The sequence below is a fragment of the Flavobacterium glycogeni genome (assembly GCF_048286775.1).
In the GTDB taxonomy this organism is placed as follows: Bacteria; Bacteroidota; Bacteroidia; order Flavobacteriales; family Flavobacteriaceae; genus Flavobacterium.
In genome coordinates this window covers 83,361-102,045 of record NZ_JBLVPV010000012.1, presented here as the reverse complement: position 1 = coordinate 102,045, position 18,685 = coordinate 83,361, and the positions used below count along the sequence as shown (strand labels likewise).

General features: G+C 33.9%; 18 protein-coding genes and 1 pseudogene. 13 read left to right on the top strand and 6 right to left on the bottom strand.

The window, feature by feature from the left end; all coding sequences use genetic code 11:
* The first annotated feature begins 104 nt into the window (after nucleotides 1-104).
* The 8 genes from murQ to ACNQGX_RS11330 all read left to right on the top strand — a co-directional run bounded on the left by murQ (nucleotide 105) and on the right by ACNQGX_RS11330 (nucleotide 4,300).
* Nucleotides 105-926 carry an N-acetylmuramic acid 6-phosphate etherase gene (gene murQ / locus ACNQGX_RS11365; protein ID WP_417976345.1) on the top strand — a complete coding sequence of 274 codons (822 nt, stop codon included), beginning with the start codon at nucleotides 105-107 and terminating at the stop codon, nucleotides 924-926.
* A gap of 77 nt (nucleotides 927-1,003) precedes the next feature.
* Nucleotides 1,004-1,225: a DUF6095 family protein gene (locus ACNQGX_RS11360; protein WP_417976342.1), complete on the top strand. Its 222-nt coding sequence runs from the start codon at nucleotides 1,004-1,006 to the stop codon at nucleotides 1,223-1,225.
* Nucleotides 1,226-1,252: 27 nt separating this feature from the next.
* On the top strand, nucleotides 1,253-1,483 hold the full coding sequence (locus tag ACNQGX_RS11355; RefSeq protein WP_417976340.1) for a hypothetical protein: 231 nt from the start codon (nucleotides 1,253-1,255) through the stop codon (nucleotides 1,481-1,483).
* Nucleotides 1,468-1,782, top strand: a complete 315-nt coding sequence (locus tag ACNQGX_RS11350) for a type II toxin-antitoxin system RelE/ParE family toxin (RefSeq protein ID WP_417976339.1) — start codon at nucleotides 1,468-1,470, stop codon at nucleotides 1,780-1,782. The genes ACNQGX_RS11355 and ACNQGX_RS11350 overlap by 16 nt, the downstream gene beginning before the upstream one ends.
* Nucleotides 1,770-2,342, top strand: a complete 573-nt coding sequence (locus ACNQGX_RS11345) for a pentapeptide repeat-containing protein (protein WP_417976337.1) — start codon at nucleotides 1,770-1,772, stop codon at nucleotides 2,340-2,342. The genes ACNQGX_RS11350 and ACNQGX_RS11345 overlap by 13 nt, the downstream gene beginning before the upstream one ends.
* 2 nt (nucleotides 2,343-2,344) lie before the next feature.
* Nucleotides 2,345-2,920, top strand: coding sequence for a DUF1572 family protein (locus tag ACNQGX_RS11340; protein ID WP_417976335.1), 576 nt, complete (start codon nucleotides 2,345-2,347; stop codon nucleotides 2,918-2,920).
* A 200-nt stretch (nucleotides 2,921-3,120) separates the two neighbouring features.
* A complete protein-coding gene (locus ACNQGX_RS11335) occupies nucleotides 3,121-3,495 on the top strand; it encodes a DNA topoisomerase IV (protein ID WP_417976333.1) in 375 nt (124 codons plus the stop codon).
* Nucleotides 3,496-3,529: 34 nt separating this feature from the next.
* On the top strand, nucleotides 3,530-4,300 hold the full coding sequence (locus tag ACNQGX_RS11330; RefSeq protein ID WP_417976331.1) for a TerC family protein: 771 nt from the start codon (nucleotides 3,530-3,532) through the stop codon (nucleotides 4,298-4,300).
* A 35-nt stretch (nucleotides 4,301-4,335) separates the two neighbouring features.
* Here ACNQGX_RS11330 and ACNQGX_RS11325 read toward each other — a convergent pair whose 3' ends face one another.
* From ACNQGX_RS11325 to ychF, 6 genes are all read right to left on the bottom strand, one after another.
* A complete protein-coding gene (locus ACNQGX_RS11325; protein ID WP_417976329.1) occupies nucleotides 4,336-7,071 on the bottom strand; it encodes a DNA gyrase/topoisomerase IV subunit A in 2,736 nt (911 codons plus the stop codon).
* Complete coding sequence (locus tag ACNQGX_RS11320; RefSeq protein WP_417976327.1) at nucleotides 7,071-8,198, bottom strand: PDDEXK nuclease domain-containing protein; 1,128 nt, start codon at nucleotides 8,196-8,198, stop codon at nucleotides 7,071-7,073. Before ACNQGX_RS11320 ends, ACNQGX_RS11325 begins: the two co-directional genes overlap by 1 nt.
* A gap of 50 nt (nucleotides 8,199-8,248) precedes the next feature.
* The gene (locus tag ACNQGX_RS11315; RefSeq protein WP_417976324.1) at nucleotides 8,249-8,434 is read right to left on the bottom strand and encodes a hypothetical protein; all 186 of its coding nucleotides are present in this window, start codon (nucleotides 8,432-8,434) and stop codon (nucleotides 8,249-8,251) included.
* An 11-nt stretch (nucleotides 8,435-8,445) separates the two neighbouring features.
* Nucleotides 8,446-10,308 carry a DNA topoisomerase IV subunit B gene (locus tag ACNQGX_RS11310; protein ID WP_417976323.1) on the bottom strand — a complete coding sequence of 621 codons (1,863 nt, stop codon included), beginning with the start codon at nucleotides 10,306-10,308 and terminating at the stop codon, nucleotides 8,446-8,448.
* 163 nt (nucleotides 10,309-10,471) lie between these two features.
* Entirely contained in the window at nucleotides 10,472-10,993 is a 522-nt protein-coding gene (locus ACNQGX_RS11305; RefSeq protein WP_417976322.1) for an NADPH-dependent FMN reductase, read from the bottom strand.
* 322 nt (nucleotides 10,994-11,315) lie between these two features.
* Complete coding sequence (gene ychF, locus ACNQGX_RS11300; protein WP_131916854.1) at nucleotides 11,316-12,410, bottom strand: redox-regulated ATPase YchF; 1,095 nt, start codon at nucleotides 12,408-12,410, stop codon at nucleotides 11,316-11,318.
* Between the two features lie 307 nt (nucleotides 12,411-12,717).
* Here ychF and ACNQGX_RS11295 point away from each other — a divergent pair, with 307 nt between their 5' ends.
* The 5 genes and pseudogenes from ACNQGX_RS11295 to ACNQGX_RS11275 all read left to right on the top strand — a co-directional run bounded on the left by ACNQGX_RS11295 (nucleotide 12,718) and on the right by ACNQGX_RS11275 (nucleotide 18,633).
* A complete protein-coding gene (locus tag ACNQGX_RS11295) occupies nucleotides 12,718-15,411 on the top strand; it encodes a TonB-dependent receptor (RefSeq protein ID WP_417976319.1) in 2,694 nt (897 codons plus the stop codon).
* 246 nt (nucleotides 15,412-15,657) lie between these two features.
* Nucleotides 15,658-16,848: a M57 family metalloprotease gene (locus ACNQGX_RS11290; RefSeq protein ID WP_417976318.1), complete on the top strand. Its 1,191-nt coding sequence runs from the start codon at nucleotides 15,658-15,660 to the stop codon at nucleotides 16,846-16,848.
* Between the two features lie 27 nt (nucleotides 16,849-16,875).
* Nucleotides 16,876-17,145 (top strand): annotated as a pseudogene (locus ACNQGX_RS11285) (ferric enterobactin receptor); the annotation flags it as partial.
* A 95-nt stretch (nucleotides 17,146-17,240) separates the two neighbouring features.
* The gene (locus ACNQGX_RS11280) at nucleotides 17,241-17,981 is read left to right on the top strand and encodes a class I SAM-dependent DNA methyltransferase (protein WP_417976316.1); all 741 of its coding nucleotides are present in this window, start codon (nucleotides 17,241-17,243) and stop codon (nucleotides 17,979-17,981) included.
* 115 nt (nucleotides 17,982-18,096) lie between these two features.
* Nucleotides 18,097-18,633, top strand: a complete 537-nt coding sequence (locus ACNQGX_RS11275) for a hypothetical protein (RefSeq protein ID WP_417976314.1) — start codon at nucleotides 18,097-18,099, stop codon at nucleotides 18,631-18,633.
* Nucleotides 18,634-18,685: the final 52 nt, after the last annotated feature.

Here is an 18,685-nt window from a genome sequence, read left to right as displayed (position 1 = left end):
CCCCTATTTTAAAAAAAAGATTTTAAATCTTTGCGACTTTACTCCTGAAATTTCGGGATTGCGATAAAAAAGATTAATTTTGGGGTTGTCCAATTACAAGAAAAATGACCTTTACAAAAACTACCGAACAATCCTCAAAATACGAACATTTAGAAAAAATGTCGGTTCCAGAATTGTTATCTAATATCAATCAGGAAGACAAAACCGTTCCGCTTGCCGTAGAAAAAGCCTTGCCTCAAATAGAAGCTTTAGTTACTAAAATCGTTGCTAAAATGAAATTGGGCGGACGATTATTCTATATTGGAGCAGGAACATCCGGGCGTTTGGGAATTCTTGATGCTTCGGAATGTCCGCCAACCTTTGGTGTTCCTTTCGATTTAGTAATTGGGATTATTGCCGGTGGCGACACTGCAATTCGTAAAGCCGTAGAAAACGCCGAAGACAATACTATACAGGCTTGGAAAGATTTAAAAGCGCATAATATAAATAAAAATGATGTCGTTGTAGGAATAGCAGCTTCGGGAACAACGCCTTATGTTATTGGAGGATTACAAACTTGCAACGAAAATAATATTACCACAGGAAGTATTTCTTGCAATGCAGAAAGCCCGCTTTCGCAAACGGCAAAATTTTCAATCGAAGTAGTTGTAGGTCCCGAATTTGTAACCGGAAGTTCCCGTATGAAAGCTGGTACCGCACAAAAACTGGTACTCAACATGATTACAACCGCCACCATGATTCAACTGGGAAAAGTGAAAGGCAACAAAATGGTCGATATGCAACTAAGCAATAGCAAACTGGTTGATCGTGGCGTGAAAATGATTATGGATGAAATTTCAGTTTCCTACGAAGAAGCCAGCGAATTATTGAAAAAACATGGCAGCGTTAGAAAAGCAGTTGATTATTATAGTGGTCAGTCCCAATAGCTATCGGGAGTATTCCGCTTTCAGCAATCAGTTGCAGATAACCCTTAACTCATAACTTTTAACCCTTAACTCATAAAATGGCAACCAACAAAGAACTATTATCTAAAGGAATCAAATATTTAGCGGGAGCTTTACCATTGCTATTCTTGGGACCTGCAGTGATTTATAATGCCTTTATGAATCAACAAAATGTGTGGCATTATTTGGTTTTAGCAATAGGAATAATTGCTTGTTTAGCAGCTATGTTTTTGATGTTTTTGGGTTTAAAAATAATTATGAAAAGTTTATTTAACGACTAATTCGTATCTTTACTAAAAATTTTAATCATGGATATTCAAGCTGAAATAAATTGGATTCATCAAGAAATTGATAAAGTAAAAGACCCTTCTTTTGTTGAAAAACTGAAACATCTTTTACAATCAATCAATTCAACAGCAGATGAAACTAGTACAGATTATAATACTGATATTGACAATGCATTAGAAAGCATCAAAAATGGGAATTTTTATTCTGATGAAGAAGCAAAATCAATTTCAAAAAAATGGGGAAGGAAATAATTTGGTCCTATGATGCGTTAGGACAACTAGAAGATATTCATTTTTATATTTTTTTTGAAAGCAAATCAATTCAAATTGCTGATAAGGTAGTTGAAGCTATTTTTGACAGTACCGAAATCCTCAAAACCCAACCCGAAATTTTCAAACTCGACAAACAAAAAGTCAATAATGACGGAACTTTCAGGGTTCTCCTTATTTATGACTACAACATTTCCTATCAAATTACTAAAACTACAATTCAAATTCTCCGCGTGAGACATAACGCCAGAAAATCGAAAAAACTCCCATGGAAAACCTAATTCATGTTCACAAAACATTTGAAAAAATCGTTTACATTGATAAAAAAGTAAACAATAGAGAATTTGAAGATTGCGTTTTTAAAAACTGTGATTTCTCCAATAGTGACTTCTCCTATACTACTTTTATGGATTGTGAGTTCATCGATTGCAATTTGGCTATGACCAAATTATCAGGAACAAGCTTGAAAGGGGTACAATTCAAAAACTGTAAATTGCTGGGTATCCAATTTGAGGAATGCGATGATTTCTTGTTTAACGTCAATTTTCAGGAATGTGTTTTGGATTATTCGTCGTTTGCCAATAAAAAAATGCCTAAGACAAAATTCAATTCCTGCTCGTTGAAAGACACTACCTTTATTGGAGCCAATCTTACGAGTTCCGTTTTTGACAACAGTAATTTGGATGGTGCTATTTTTAACAATACGCAATTAGCCGGAGCCGATTTTTCAAAAGCATCTAATTTTAAAATTGATCCCGAATTCAATCCCATGAAAAAAGCAAAATTTTCAACACAGGGAATCGTTGGACTTCTGGACAAGTATGACATCAAAATTGTGTAACCATGGAAACAAATATTGCCTATCTTGAAAGTGCGAAAAAGCAGTTTTTGTATTATAAAACACTAGGAGAAAAAGCCATAGAACAACTTGAACCAGAGCAACTTTTTGTCGCCGTAAATGAAGATACAAACAATATTGCCACGATTGTAAAACATCTTTCGGGGAATATGCTTTCACGTTGGACCGATTTCCTTAATAGTGACGGCGAAAAAGAATGGCGCAACCGCGATGCTGAATTTGAAAATGATTTACAATCTAAAGAAGCAGTTTTAGTCGCTTGGAATAAAGGCTGGGAATGTTTATTCAATGCTTTAAACGGATTACAACCAGAACAACTTTCACAGATTATATATATCAGAAATGAAGGCCATACTGTTGTGGAAGCGATCAACAGACAACTGGCTCATTATCCATATCACGTTGGTCAAATCGTTTTTTATGCCAAACAACTAAAAAATAGCGATTGGGAAAGTTTATCAATTCCGAAAAATAAATCCAACAGTTACAATGCGGATAAATTTGCACAAGAGAAAAGCATCAAGAATTTTACGGATGAAGAATTAAAACGGTTAAAATAATAGCTGCAATTAGCCCTGAGTACTTCACTTAATTTTATTTTAATTGGAGTTCAGTGAATTTCATTTGTAGCGGCATCCTTTTATTGGTCTCGTTTATTCAACGAGACCAATAAAAGATATAGCGAAAAACAGGACACGAGCGAAGCGAACTGACGAAGTAAACAGCTCCAAAAAAATTAAAAATAAATAACACTTAAGAAATGAAAAAAATAATACTCCTCCTCCCATTATTGCTACTAATGTCGTGTTATGATGCGGAGCGCAATTGCAAGGATTTTAAAACCGGGAAATTCAAGTTTGAATATGAAGTTAACGGCGTAAAAAAAATTGCCCTTTTTGAACGTAATGACAGTATTGAAATTGAAACTTTTGAAGGAAAAACAGATACCGCTTCGATACGATGGGTAAACGATTGTGAATATGTTTTACTGAAATTGCACCCAAAAAACATGGCTGAAGAAAAGGCAATTGGTATGAAAATTTTGACAACCTCAAAAAATTCCTATACCTTTGAATTTGGAATGGTTGGTGTTGATGAAAAACAAAGAGGAACTGTCACCAAGATTTCAAATTAAACAAATTAAAATCAATAAATAATAACGAACAAAAATGGAAGTATTTTTAAATCCCGATGCTTGGATTGCCCTTTTAACATTGACTTTTTTGGAAATTGTATTAGGAATCGATAACATTATTTTCATATCAATTGCCACAGGGAAATTACCTGCTGAACAACGTAAGAGAGCCACAAAAATAGGAATGTTCCTTGCCATGTTCATGAGAATCGCGCTTTTGTTTGGTATCAATTTATTGATTCAAATGAAAGAACCTTGGTTTCATATTGATTTCAGTTGGTTTTCAGCGGGAATTACTGGTCAGAGCCTTATTTTACTAGGCGGTGGATTATTCTTAATTTACAAGAGTACGAATGAAATCCGTGAAAAAGTAGACGAGAAAGGTCATGAAGAAAAAGAAATAGGAAAAGCTGCCACAAAATCATTTCAAAATGTACTGTTGCAAATTATCATGATTGATTTAGTTTTCTCTTTCGACAGTATTCTTACGGCAGTAGGTATGACAAACGGAGTTGAAGGTGCTTTGTATATTATGATTACAGCAGTGGTTATATCAGTATTAGTAATGATGCAGTTTGCAGTTCCTGTTGGGAATTTTGTAAACAAGCATCCATCTATTCAAATTTTAGGTTTATCATTTTTGATTCTAATTGGAATGATGTTGCTTACTGAAAGTGCTCATTTATCGAATGCATCAATTTTTGGAAATCACGTCACACCAGTACCAAAAGGCTATTTGTATTTTGCGATATCATTCTCATTATTAGTTGAAGTACTGAATATGAAAATGAAGAAAAATAAGTAATCATAAAAAAGCTTCCGCCGTGGCGGAAGCTTTTTTTATTCTAATGATAATGTTATTTGACCATCATCTTCCAATTGAATCTCTGAATCATCGGCATTAGTATCACCCATAACTTCTAACTCCTCAGGAATAACCTCAACAGGAATTTCATACGGCAAAGGTTCCAGCAGGTTTACTTGTTTCAACTTATCGGTTGTCAATTGATTCCCTAAAGCTTTAAATCCTTTCACCGAAATAAATGATTCTATATCTACCGTCATCGTTTCTTTTTGAACTCCTTTTACTTTTGTAAAAACCAATTCAGCCACTGGACGATACTCCGTTGATACAATCTCTAATTGTGAATTAGGATGTTCCGTGATAAAACTTTCCTCTTTATTCTCCGTTTCCACTAAGAAACGTTTGATGTAATAACGCTCTTTTTCTCCATCATAATAAATAGCTGAAATTGGTTTCTTCGGAACCCATTTTTCCAAAACGACCATATCTTCATCAAAATGAGTGGATAATTCTGGTGTAATTACTTTTATTTTTCCGGATTGCGATATAACCAAAATTTTATCATTTGGTCTGAACTCACCTAATAATTCACCTCTTGCATCTACATTTAATCTTTGAACAGTATCATCAAACCAAACTTTTCTAGGTAATAAAGTCGAAATGCCTTTCTCTTTCAATTCAATTTTTTTAATTGGATATTTGGTAACCAAATTTCCTTTGGAAGCCCTTCCTTTTATTGCTAAACTGGCAAAATCAATATCGAATTTCAGTTTTTTGACACTTCCCACCTGACGCAATAATATTGTAATTACTTCCGCTTCTCCATTTGGATTACAAGAGAAATATACTACTTGAGAACCCGCAGTTTCATTGGTTAAATCGTATGCTTTGTCTCTGGTAACTCCTGAAACATTGAATCGTTTGATGTAAGAAGGCCCAGATTTTCCATCACGGTAAATCATGTTATAAATGGTACGCTTATCACTTTTGTCAAAAATAGCAATGTGAATAATATCTTTACCCACAAAGGTTTTCGCATCCACTTTGGTAATCATCATTTTTCCATCACGAAGAAAAACAATTACGTCATCAATATCAGAACAATCCGTAACGTATTCGTCTTTTTTCAGGCTCGTTCCCACGAAACCTTCTTCTTTATTTACATATAATTTAGTATTTCTTAAAACTACTTTAGTTGCTTCGATATCATCAAAAATACGAAGCTCCGTTTGACGTTCACGTCCTTTTCCGTACTTCTCTTTCAATCGAGTGAAATAGGCAATCGCAAAATCAATCAGATGTTCTAAATTATGTTTTACTTGTTCGATGTCGCCTTCCAACGATTCGATTTTATCCTGCGCTTTGTTGCTGTCAAATTTAGAAATACGCATGATTCGGATATCCAATAAACGCAGAATATCGTCTTCGGTAACGGCGCGTTTTAAGTGTTGCGTGTGTGGTTTCAAACCATCATCAACCGATTTGATTACGCCTTCTCTGGTAATTTGCTCTTCAATATCACGATAGATTTTATTTTCGATGAAAATACGTTCCAAAGAAAGAAAATGCCATTGTTCCTCCAATTCGCTCAATTGAATTTCGAGTTCACTTTTCAGCAATTGGACAGTTCTGTTCGTTGAAATTTTCAACATCGCAGAAACCCCAATAAACAACGGTTTGTTGTCTTCAATCACACAACCCAATGGTGCTACAGAAGTTTCACAAGCCGTAAATGCGAACAACGCATCAATCGTTTTGTCTGGAGAAACACCCGGAAAAAGATGAATTAATATCTCTACCTCAGCAGCAGTATTGTCCTCAATTTTCTTGATTTTGATTTTCCCTTTATCATTCGCTTTCAAAATACTGTCAATCAAAGTCGTCGTATTGGTAGAAAACGGAATCTGGGTAATCACCAAGGTATTTTTGTCAAGCTGACCAATTTTGGCACGAACCCGAACACGTCCACCACGCAATCCATCATTATAATTGGACACATCGGCAATACCTTGCGTCATGAAATCCGGATACAGTGTAAAAGGTTTTCCTTTTAATATTTTTATCGAAGAATCGATTAATTCATTGAAATTATGTGGCAACACTTTCGTGGAAAGACCTACCGCAATACCTTCGGCTCCTTGTGCCAGAAGCAACGGGAATTTTACCGGAAGATTGTTCGGTTCCGCTCTTCGTCCATCGTAAGAAACGCCCCAATCGGTAATTTTTGGACTATAAATAACCTCCAAAGCAAATTTAGACAAACGTGCTTCAATGTAACGGGAAGCCGCTGCGCCATCTCCCGTTAGGATATTTCCCCAGTTTCCCTGACAGTCAATTAATAATTCTTTTTGTCCGATTTGTACCATCGCGTCACCAATACTCTGATCTCCGTGGGGATGATACTGCATGGTATGTCCTACAACATTGGCAACTTTATTGTAACGACCATCATCTAATTCCTTCAAGGAATGCATGATACGGCGTTGCACCGGTTTAAAACCATCTTCAATCGCCGGAACGGCACGCTCCAGAATTACATAGGAAGCATAATCCAGAAACCAGTCCTTGTACATTCCCGTAACTTTGGTAATGGTATCTTCGCTGTTTTCGTCGTTCTCGTAAAAATGTTGTCCTTCAAAAGATTTGGCATCTACTTCAATAATTCCATCAGCATCATTCTCTTCTTGATTTTCATCAATAGAATGATCCTCTGAATTATTTTCTTCGTCCTGACCTTTTGGGATTGTGTTATCGTCTTCTTCGTCTTTCATTATCTTGATTCCGAAATTAATTGTATTAAATCTTCTCTGCTTGGCAGAATTGTTTTGTATTTACTGGCAAAAATTTGCTCATTATTTTCAGGTAAAGTATATTCTACAACCAAATCACTTTTGTTTTGGCAAAGTACAATTCCTATGGTTTTATTTTCGTCTTCCAAACGCATTTCTCTGTCGTAATAATTGACGTACATTTGCATTTGTCCTAAATCCTGATGTTTCAATTCTCCTATTTTCAAATCAATCAGTACAAAACATTTAAGAATTCTGTTGTAAAAAACCAAATCGATTCGAAAATGTTTATCGTCAAAAGTAATTCTGTTCTGTCTTGCTACAAAAGTAAAACCATGACCTAATTCTAGTAAAAAATGTTCTAGTTTATTGATAATTTCTTCCTCTAATTCCGATTCCGAATAGTGATGTAATTCAGGTAATCCTAAAAACTCCAAAATATAAGGATCCTTAATAAGGTCTTTGGGTTTCTCTATAATCTGACCTTGCTCCGAAAGTTTCAAAATGCCTGCTACATCTCGGCTTAAAGCCAATCGTGTATAAAGAGCTGAATCATATTGTCGTTTTAACTCTCGAACACTCCAATTGTATTTTTCGGATTCTATTTCGTAGAAACGTCTTTCTTTCTCATCTTCAATTCGAATTAAGAAGTTATAATGAGACCAGTTTAATTTGAAAATCCGAGACAGTGTTGCGGATTTTGATATTTCATTTTGAGATAATATAGATGTGTTTTCGCTCATTTTTAATTTCGTAGACAGTGTCTGCGATTTTACATTTTCAAAAATCGTAGACACTGTCAACGAATTTGAATAAACTACATAAAACTTTCTTATTCTTTCAAGGTTCTCGACAGAAAAACCTTTACCAAATTCATTAGTCAACTGTTCAGAAAGACCTTTTAATAATTGCTTCCCATATTCAGCTCTATTTTTTCCGTTTTGCTCCTCTTCCACAATCATTCTTCCTATTTCAAAATAGGTGCAAACCATTGTTGAATTTACGGTACGTAAAACCTGTTGCCGGGCATTTTGCAATAGCACGACTACCTGAGAAAATAAAATTTTATTTTGAAGATTTTCTGGAATTGTATTTTCTTCGTCTTTCATTAAATATATTCTATTGAATACTAATTAATTCAATTTTTGTTTTATAAACTCTAAAAGGAATATTTTTCTTTACAAACATGCTCTTCCTTTGTAATTTCATTTCCATTTTTATCCAACTCTTTTTTTACAAGTGTATCACATTCTTTATGATCATTACTCCTTATAATAAAAAAGGTAGTTGAAAAACTAATCACAAATAATAAAGCGATAAAAATTAGTGTTCTTTTTGTAGGCATTTTATAACTATTTAAACTTTCTCAATTACATCTAATTCCACTTTCAAATTCTTGATGATAAATTCTTGTCTGTCCGGCGTATTTTTACCCATATAGAAAGACAATAATTGCTCAATCGATGTATTTTTGTCCATCATAATCGGATCTAAGCGAATGGTTTCTCCAATGAAATTTTTGAATTCATCCGGAGAAATTTCTCCCAATCCCTTGAATCGGGTGATTTCCGGTTTTGGTTTTAGTTTTTCGATAGCGTCTTTACGCTCTTCATCAGAATAGCAGTAAATCGTTTCTTTCTTGTTTCGAACCCTGAAAAGTGGCGTTTGCAAAATATACAAATGCCCTTCTTTTATCAATTCAGGGAAAAACTGCAGGAAAAAAGTGATCAACAACAAACGAATGTGCATTCCATCGACATCGGCATCGGTTGCAATTACGATGTTGTTGTAACGCAATTTTTCCAATCCGTCTTCAATATCCAGCGCCGCTTGCAATAAATTGAATTCTTCATTTTCATAAACAATTTTTTTGCTCATTCCATACGAATTCAAAGGCTTACCACGTAAACTAAAAACGGCTTGTGTATTTACATCCCGTGATTTGGTAATGGATCCGGAAGCCGAATCTCCCTCAGTAATAAAAAGGGTACTTTCCAGATTTTTAGGGTTTTTAGTATCCGGAAGATGGGCACGACAATCCCTTAATTTCTTGTTGTGCAAATTTGCTTTTTTGGCACGATCTGTCGCTAATTTTCGAATACCGGATAATTCTTTACGTTCTCTTTCGGCTTGAATAATTTTTCGCAATAATGCGTCTGCAGTTGCTGGATTCTTGTGTAAATAATTATCTAATTTCGTTTTCACAAAATCATTTACAAAAGTACGCACCGAAGGCATTCCCGGCTCTGAACCCATATCCGTAGAACCTAATTTGGTTTTGGTTTGCGACTCAAAAACCGGTTCCATTACTTTGATACTAATAGCTGTAACAATAGATTTTCGAACATCCGATGCTTCGAAGCTTTTATTGTAAAACTCCCTGATGGTTTTCACAATCGCTTCCCGATAGGCTGCTAAATGTGTTCCCCCTTGAGTTGTATTTTGTCCATTTACGAAAGAATGGTATTCTTCGCTGTATTGTGTTTTACTGTGCGTTAAGGCAATTTCGATATCGTCACCTTTCAAGTGAATGATTGGATATTCTAAATCATCAGCGTGAATGGTTTCTTCCAATAAATCTTTCAGACCATTCTCCGAAAAATATTTTTCACCATTGAATAAAATAGTCAAACCATTGTTTAAGTAACAATAGTTTTTGAGCATTTTGATTACATATTCATACCTGAATTTGTAATTTTTGAAAATCGCCTCATCCGGAATAAAAATAACTTTGGTCCCTTTTCTCTTGGTTGTTTCAATAATATCTTCTTCAAGAACAAGATTTCCTGCAGAAAATTCCGCAGCTTTTTGTTTTTCGTCTCGAACAGATTCTACACGGAAATAATTAGACAAAGCATTCACGGCTTTTGTCCCTACTCCGTTCAAACCAACGGATTTCTTAAATGCCAAGGAATCGTATTTCCCCCCGGTATTCATTTTAGAAACTACATCAATCACTTTCCCTAATGGAATTCCTCGTCCGTAATCTCGAACAGTAACTGTTTTGTCTTTAATCGTTACCTCGATTGTTTTACCGGCACCCATGACAAATTCATCGATACAGTTATCGAGCACCTCTTTTAGAAGAATATAAATACCATCATCCGGAGAAGATCCATCACCGAGTTTCCCGATATACATTCCGGGACGCATGCGAATATGTTCTTTCCAGTCGAGTGACCGAATATTATCTTCGGTATATTGATTTTGTTCGGACATTGTAAAATTTGTGGATTTTGCGCTAATGTAGTGTAATTCGATAAAATTTAAAATAGGAAGCCGTCAAAGTTATCAAGAATGATATTGACAACTGATTTAGGATTTAGGATTTAGGATTAACGATTTTAGATTGCAGATTTTAAATTGATATTGCCATTGTAATTTAAAAATTCTTGATAATTTCTTTCAACTGATTATCCAATTCGGGATTGGAAATTTTACCGTTTACAACATCAAAATTAGCATCGAAACTAGGAAGTGAGAAAGTTGCTTTTATATCAGCTCCATAACGGGGCAAAGCGTTTTTCGCAATTTCAAGAACGTTTGCTCCACCTCTTCCACCAGGTGAAGTTGCCATGAGAAGCATTGGTTTCCCTTGAAAAACTTTTACGTTTATTCTGGAACACCAGTCGAATAGATTCTTGAAAGCGGCAGAGTAATTGCTATTATTTTCGGCAAGTGAAACCACTAAAAAATCGGCTCCGGCAATTTTAGCCAAAAATGCTTTTGCGAGTTCATGCTGACCAATTACTTTTTCAATATCAACACTGAATAACGGCATTTGGAAATCGTTTAAATCCAACACCTCAACTTCAGCATTTTCGAAAAGATTTGCTGCGTACGTCGCTAATTTTTTATTGATGGAGTTTTTGCTGGGGCTTGCCCCAAAAGCGATTATTTTCATGATGATTTATTTTTACTAAAAGTACTAAAAATAAAATAACAACAAAATAATTGTCCGCAGATTCACAGATTACGAAAACAAATAAGAAAAAACGAAATTTCATTTTCTTCTAAATCGATTTTACCCCAGATTGCAACGGAAAGCATTTTTCAGATCAATCTTATTTTTTCTTGATGAAAAAGAGCGACCAAAGGAAGCTCCTTTTTTGTCTTAGAAAAAGAGATTGATGGGAAAATCTTGAAGTGGAAAGCTGGAATAGATACAAAAAAAAACCTGCAAAATTACTCTTGCAGGTTCCTCTTTATGCTATTTTATTAGCTATTTACACATTAAAACGGAAATGCATCACATCACCATCTTTAACGATATATTCTTTTCCTTCTACTTTGAATTTTCCTGCTTCTTTACATTTAGCTTCTGAACCGTAATGAACAAAATCTTCGTAAGCAATAACTTCGGCACGGATAAATCCTTTTTCGAAATCAGTGTGAATAACTCCAGCAGCTTGTGGCGCAGTTGAACCAACATCTATAGTCCAAGCACGAACTTCTTTAACACCTGCCGTAAAATACGTTTGTTGTTTCAATAATTTGTAAGCTGCACGGATCAACACAGATGCGCCTGGCTCTTGCAACCCCATATCTTCTAAGAAAACCTGACGTTCTTCATAGCTCTCCAATTCGGTAATATCAGCCTCAGCACCTACAGAAAGTACGATAACTTCCGCATCTTCATCTTTAACCAATTCACGAACCTGATCTACATACTTATTTCCGTTAACTGCCGAATTTTCATCAACATTACAAACATATAATACTGGTTTCGCCGTAATCAATTGAAAACCTTCCATCAAAACTTCTTCGTCATTGTTTTGCGGCGTTATAGTTCTCGCTGATTTCGCTTGAAGCAGCGTTTCTCTAATCCTGTTCAACAACGCTTCTTCGACGATTGCTTCTTTATTTCCAGTTTTAGCGGCACGTTTTACTTTTTCCAAACGTTTTTCAACATTCTCTAAATCTTTCAACTGCAACTCAATATCAATTGTTTCTTTGTCACGAATGGGGTTTACATTCCCATCAACGTGAACAATATTATCGTTATCAAAACAACGCAAAACGTGAATAATTGCATTACACTCTCTAATGTTTCCTAGAAACTGATTTCCCAAACCTTCTCCTTTACTGGCTCCTTTTACCAATCCTGCAATATCAACGATATCAACAGTTGCCATTTGCACACGCTCCGGTTTTACTAATTCTTCCAGTTTTTCTATTCTAGAATCCGGAACATTTACAACACCAATATTAGGCTCGATTGTACAAAAAGGAAAGTTGGCACTTTGCGCTTTTGCATTTGATAAACAATTGAATAATGTTGATTTTCCAACATTCGGTAATCCTACAATTCCTGCTTTCATATGTAGATAATATTTGTTTTTTTTAATGGAATATGCAATCGCCATTCTTCACATTCCTTTTTCATTTGAATCATGGCGATGTCATGATATTTTTGTTTACTGACAGCCTTTCCAGCCAAAAGTTTTAGTACTTACTTTAAAAGTTTGCAAATATAAGATTTATTAGATGCTAGATAAGCAAAACCGCACATTAATCCACAGTTGATAATTTTTTTATATAATTTTTATTGATTTGTTAATGATACGTTAAAAAATTATTATATTGCCACCAATTAACTAACCAAAAAACAACCAAACTCAACTTATTATGAAAAAACTTGCATTATTATTATTCCTGTTAAACGTCTCGTTTCTTTTTGCACAAAAAGAAATCTCGGGTGTTGTTAAAGACAATACCGGCAATGCCCTGCCTGGCGTGAATATTATTGAAAAAGGGACTCAAAACGGGGTTTCTACTGATATGGATGGGGCATACAAGATAAAAGTTAAAGAAGGAGCAACTTTAGTTTTTAGCTATGTTGGTTTTTCTAAATTAGAAAAAGCGGCTACAGATGCTGTCATAAATGTTGTTTTATCGGAAGAAGGCGGGCAAAATCTGGATGAAGTTGTAGTTACTGGAACCAGAACGGCGCCAAGAAGTAATACAACAACCGCACTTCCAATAGATGTATTGTCGTCAAAAGACTTAACATCAACTGGACAAGCTTCTTTTGACAAAGCGTTACAGTACAAAATCCCATCTTTCAACACGGTTCAAACACCTGTAAATGATGCAACTTCATTACTCGATCCTTATGAAATTAGAAATATGGGACCAAGCAGAACTTTAATCCTTATTAACGGGAAACGTAAAAACTTAAGTTCTTTATTATATGTGCAAACGTCTCCGGGACGTGGAGAAACAGGGGCTGATATTTCTGCAATTCCTACTGACGCTATCGAAAGAGTAGAAATACTTCGTGATGGAGCGTCGGCTCAATATGGTTCTGATGCTATTGCAGGAGTTATGAATATTATCTTGAAAAAGAATACCGGAAACGGATCAGTAACCGTTAGAAGCGGAATTACTTCTGAAGGTGACGGTGAAATGTTAGGAGTAAGCATGAATAATGGCTCTACTGTAGGAGAAAAAGGATTTGTAAATTACACAGTCGATTTTTCTAAAGTCAACTTATCTAACAGACCTGGAACAGTAGATGCTGCTGGTGAAGCAGGAGATTTTGGAGCTTCTCTTTCAGATGTTCAAGCCTTTCTTGCTAAAAAACCAGACGCTGGAAACATCAATGGTTCTCCAGAAACTGCTGCTGCAAAATTCTTGGTAAACGGTGGATTTAGTTTATCTGATGAAACATTATTATATTACAATGCTGCTTATGTTTACAAAAAAGTAAATTCTTTTGCTAATTATAGAACTCCTTATTGGAGAACTTTAACTGATTATCCATTCCTAAAAGACTTTTTTGGTGACGGAACACCAGCATCTTATCAAGGTTACGTACCAACATTTACTGGAGATTTAAATGATTACAATGGTACATTGGGATATAAATCAACAAAAAACGATTGGAATACTGATGCCAGTATTACTGTTGGTGGAAATACACAAACCTATTCAGTTGATAACTCTTTTAACAGATCTGACATTCAAGATGATGATGGAAATAATGTTTACTTAGAAAACAGTCCAATCTCTTTTAAACCAGGAGGAACTTCTTTCAATCACGTTGTAGGAAATTTAGACATCTCCAAAGTATTATCCGATAAAATCAGTATTGGTTTTGGATCTGAGATTAGAACTGAAACTTTTGAAGTAACAGAAGGCGACAAAGCTTCTTGGGATGGAATGGGAGCTGATTCATTCGCTGGTAACAGACCTGAAAATTCAGGAAAATGGAACCGTTATAATTTAGGTGCTTATTTTGACCTTGCTTATGATGTAACGGAAGATTTCTTAATAAATGGTACCGTTCGTTATGAAGACTATAGCGATTTTGGTGATGCAACAGTTTGGAAATTGAGTTCTAGATATAAATTTTTAGATGACAAAATCACATTAAGAGGATCTGTTTCTACTGGATTTAGAGCCCCTACATTACACCAAATTTATACTCAAAAATCACAATATTCATTCGTTCCAGGACAAGGAATTCAAGTGAGCGGTATTATAAATAATGTTTCTCCACAAGCGCGTCAATTAGGAATTGATCCATTAGATGCTGAGAAGTCTACAAACATCACTATAGGAATTGGAGCAAAACCAATGAAAAACTTTAATTTCACTATCGATTACTATAACATTAAAGTGGAAGACAGAATCGTTTTAGGAGACAAAGTAGATACTCAATTTGGTACAGTAGCTTGGTTTGAAAATTCATTTGACTCTAGAACTTCTGGTTTAGACGTAGTTGCTAATTACAACAACATCGAATTAGGAACAGGAAAATTAGGATTCAATTTATCTGGAAATATTACTTTTCAAAATGAAAGAATCTCACCTGTAAAAAGTGATAATTTTGGACCAATACTTGAATCATTAATGTTTACTTCAAGACCTGACACAAAATGGATTTTAGGAGCGAATTATGAAATTGGAAAATTTGGTTTCTCTCTTAACAACACTTACTTCGGTAAGACAACCTTTAATCAAGATGGCTTAGCTACAAATGACCCGACTGCTCCAGTTGGATCTGTAGATTATTTAAAAGCTAATTTAAAAACTGAGTTTACTCCAAAAGTTGTTACTGATTTAGGAGTTACTTTTTCTGCTACTGAAAAGCTAACTTTGGCATTGAATGTAAACAATCTATTAAATGTACTACCTGAATGGAAATTTGTAGCAGAAAATGCTAAGGGTGTAGAACTTTTAAATGACCCTGCACAAGTAAAAACACAATCTAATCTGATCACTTTCAACCAACGTTATTCTCAAATGACGTATGATGGATATCACTTTAGCCAATTAGGAACTATGTTTAATTTATCTTTAAACTATAAATTCTAATTCTAAGTTTATAAAAACTAAAAAGGGCTGTCAATCGACAGCCCTTTTTTTTGTATACCCCTAACCCTGTCAGGGTTTGAAACCCTGATAGGGTTAGGGTTTATTTCTTCATTAAATACAAAATAAACTAAAATATAGAAATTAACAATTAATTTGTAGGCATAATACTAGGATGTTAAATGTTTTAACTAAATTTGATTATCTAAAGGCCTTTAGAAATAAATTAATCTTAAAAAAGAAAAAAAAATGAAAAAAAAATTAACTAAAATAATGAATATACTTATTGTTTGTTCATTTTTAATATTTGTTCAGTGTAGTAATGATGGTAACATCGATTCAAGTACAAATGTGAATACATTAAATATTGATGAAATCATTCAATTAAGAAATTTTATTTCAAGTTCTATAGGAACTGATTTAGAAAAGGTCTCTTTTGATTCTATGACTAATAATTTTACTATTGGTGGTGACATTCGCATGTCATTAGTAGATGCTCGGCAACATTATAGTAAGTCCATTAAAAACAAGACATCTCAAACAAATAAAATTGCCCAACAAAAATATATTTATGCAATGACTCCTGCAAATGCTGCCTCTGTTCAAGTATATATTTCTCCATCTGTAAACTCAGATTGGAGAATTGCAATAAACCAAGCAATAACTAATTGGAATATAACAAATTCAGGTATTTCAATAATTTTAGTAAATGCTTCAACTTCAACTAGTATTGACATATCGACTTATACTGACACGACAACAAATACAATTGCATATGCAAACTTTCCTAATTCAATAGGTCAATCTGGTAAATACATAAAAATTAACACCCAATTCAATACCCTTACAGCAAACAATAAGATACAAGCAATGACTCACGAAATGGGTCACAATTTTGGACTAACTCATACAGATCAAGCAACTTATACCCAAATACCGTGTACACCCGTCTTAGATTCAGGATCAATTATGAATTCTACAGTTTCTGACTTAACAAATTTTAGTCTTTATGATAATGTTGCTATAAGTATTTTGTATCCAATATTTGCAGAAACAAAAAAACTCTATGGGGGCTCAGTAAGATACAAGGACTATTGCACAACAAATCCTTGCGACTTTAGTCAACTTTTTAATATTGATCAACTAGGTTATTTATACACAACCAATGTTTCTGGAACAATTCCTCTATATCGTCGTGGAGAAAACTACGCTGTTTATACATTAACATCAGATCCAGTTAATAATACATTTTTGGGATACATATTTTCTACTCAACAACCTGGCACTATACCATTGTATAGTTTTAAATATATAAATTATGATAATATCATATACAGAAATGAAAATAAAATTGTATACCATCGTTATTACACAATCAATTTAAATGGAATGGGGGTATCTAATTATGAAAAAATTGTGGGATACGTTGCATCAAAATAATATTTTTCATTCTTAGATTTATTAACTAAAATTAGTACTGATTTAGGAATTAACTTCTCTGCAACAGACAAGTTAACTTTGGCTTTGAATATAAACAACATTTTCAATGTACTACCTGAATGGAAATTTGTAGCAGAAAATGCTGCAGGGGTTGCTTTATTAGCAGATGCAGCCGAAGTAAAAACACAATCTAACTTGATTACATTTAACCAACGTTATTCTCAAATGACGTATGATGGGTATCACTTTAGCCAATTAGGAACTATGTTTAATTTATCTTTAAACTATAAATTCTAATTCGGTTATCGAATAATTTAAAAGGACTGTCTTTCGACAGTCCTTTTTTTATTTCGTTTATTCTCCCTAAATTTAGTACTTAATACACAACTATCATGACAAATCTTTATGACGGAAAAATGGCGGCAATTTTTGATGCTATGTATCAAACCTTTATTGATTATGATGAAGAGTATCATTTTTACAATAGTTTAATCCAAGAAAACAATTGTAAAACCATACTGGAAATTGGCAGTGGCACAGGAAATCTTGCCAAACGATTTCAGGAAAACAATCAAGATTACATTGGTCTGGATTATAGTCAAAGTATGATTGCAATTGCCAAAGAGAGGAATAAAAACGGTACTTTCATACATGGCGACATGAGAGAATTTGAACTTGAAAAACCGGTTGATTGCATCCTAATTACGGGACGCTCCACCAGTTATTTAATAACAAATGAAGATGTGAACAATACTTTTGACTCTATTCATAAAAACCTAAACAAAGACGGAATTCTCATTTTTGATTTTATTGATGCCAATCGATTTATTCCTTTCACTAAAGAAAATGAAATCATAATTCACAATGCTGAATATGATGGAGTAAAATATTATAGAAACAGTAACTGGAAAACAACTTCGTCAGAAAATTTTATGCTGGAGTGGACCGCGCAATATTACACCTTGAAAAATGATGAAAAGGAAATAATTGCAGACGATTTTTCTACAGTTCGCGTTTTTACCTTAAATGAAATACAATTGTTTCTATATTTAAATGACTTTGAAATCATAAGAACAATTGACCGAAAAACCTATGCGTATGACACCTATGTAATTGTCGCAAGAAAAAAATAAAACATGCTCCTTGTAGCACTTTCTGTAAATTATACAATCTTTTATTATAATTACGTAACAACTGATCAGCCAGACGGTTGTAAATTTGATTTATATTAATACTAAATTAAATATTATGAAAACTATAATTCTTGGAATGGTTGCTTTTCTATTTTCAATAAATATTCAAGCTCAAAATAAAAATGTTAAATCTGAAGTTAAAACGACAGTTACTACTGTGAAAAATTCTGATGGTCAGAAAAAATCAATAAAAACTCAAGAAGTAAAAGAAATTCAAAAAATTGAATTAAAAGACGCTGACTCTAATGCTTTAAACAAAGAAAGAAAAGAAACACCGGTTGAAGTTACTGCAATTACTTCGATTACTGCAAATGGAGTTACAAATATTGTTGACATTGACAGATCAGCTTATTATGATTTAAACGGACAAAAATATCAGGTTAAACTAGCTGAGAGTGGATATACTATATACCAACCTAATGAAGAAAAAGCAGCTGTTTTGAGAAAAACATCAAATAATAACTACATCTATAGTTCAAAAAACAAAACTTCCTATGGTTACTTTGATGCCAATGGGAATTTAGTTTTAGAATCCTATGATGACAAAACAGACAAAATAACTGTAGAAACTTTTGTAATTATCAAAAAATAATCTATTTCGGAATACAATAAAAAAAAATCCTGAGTTCTAACTCAGGATTTTT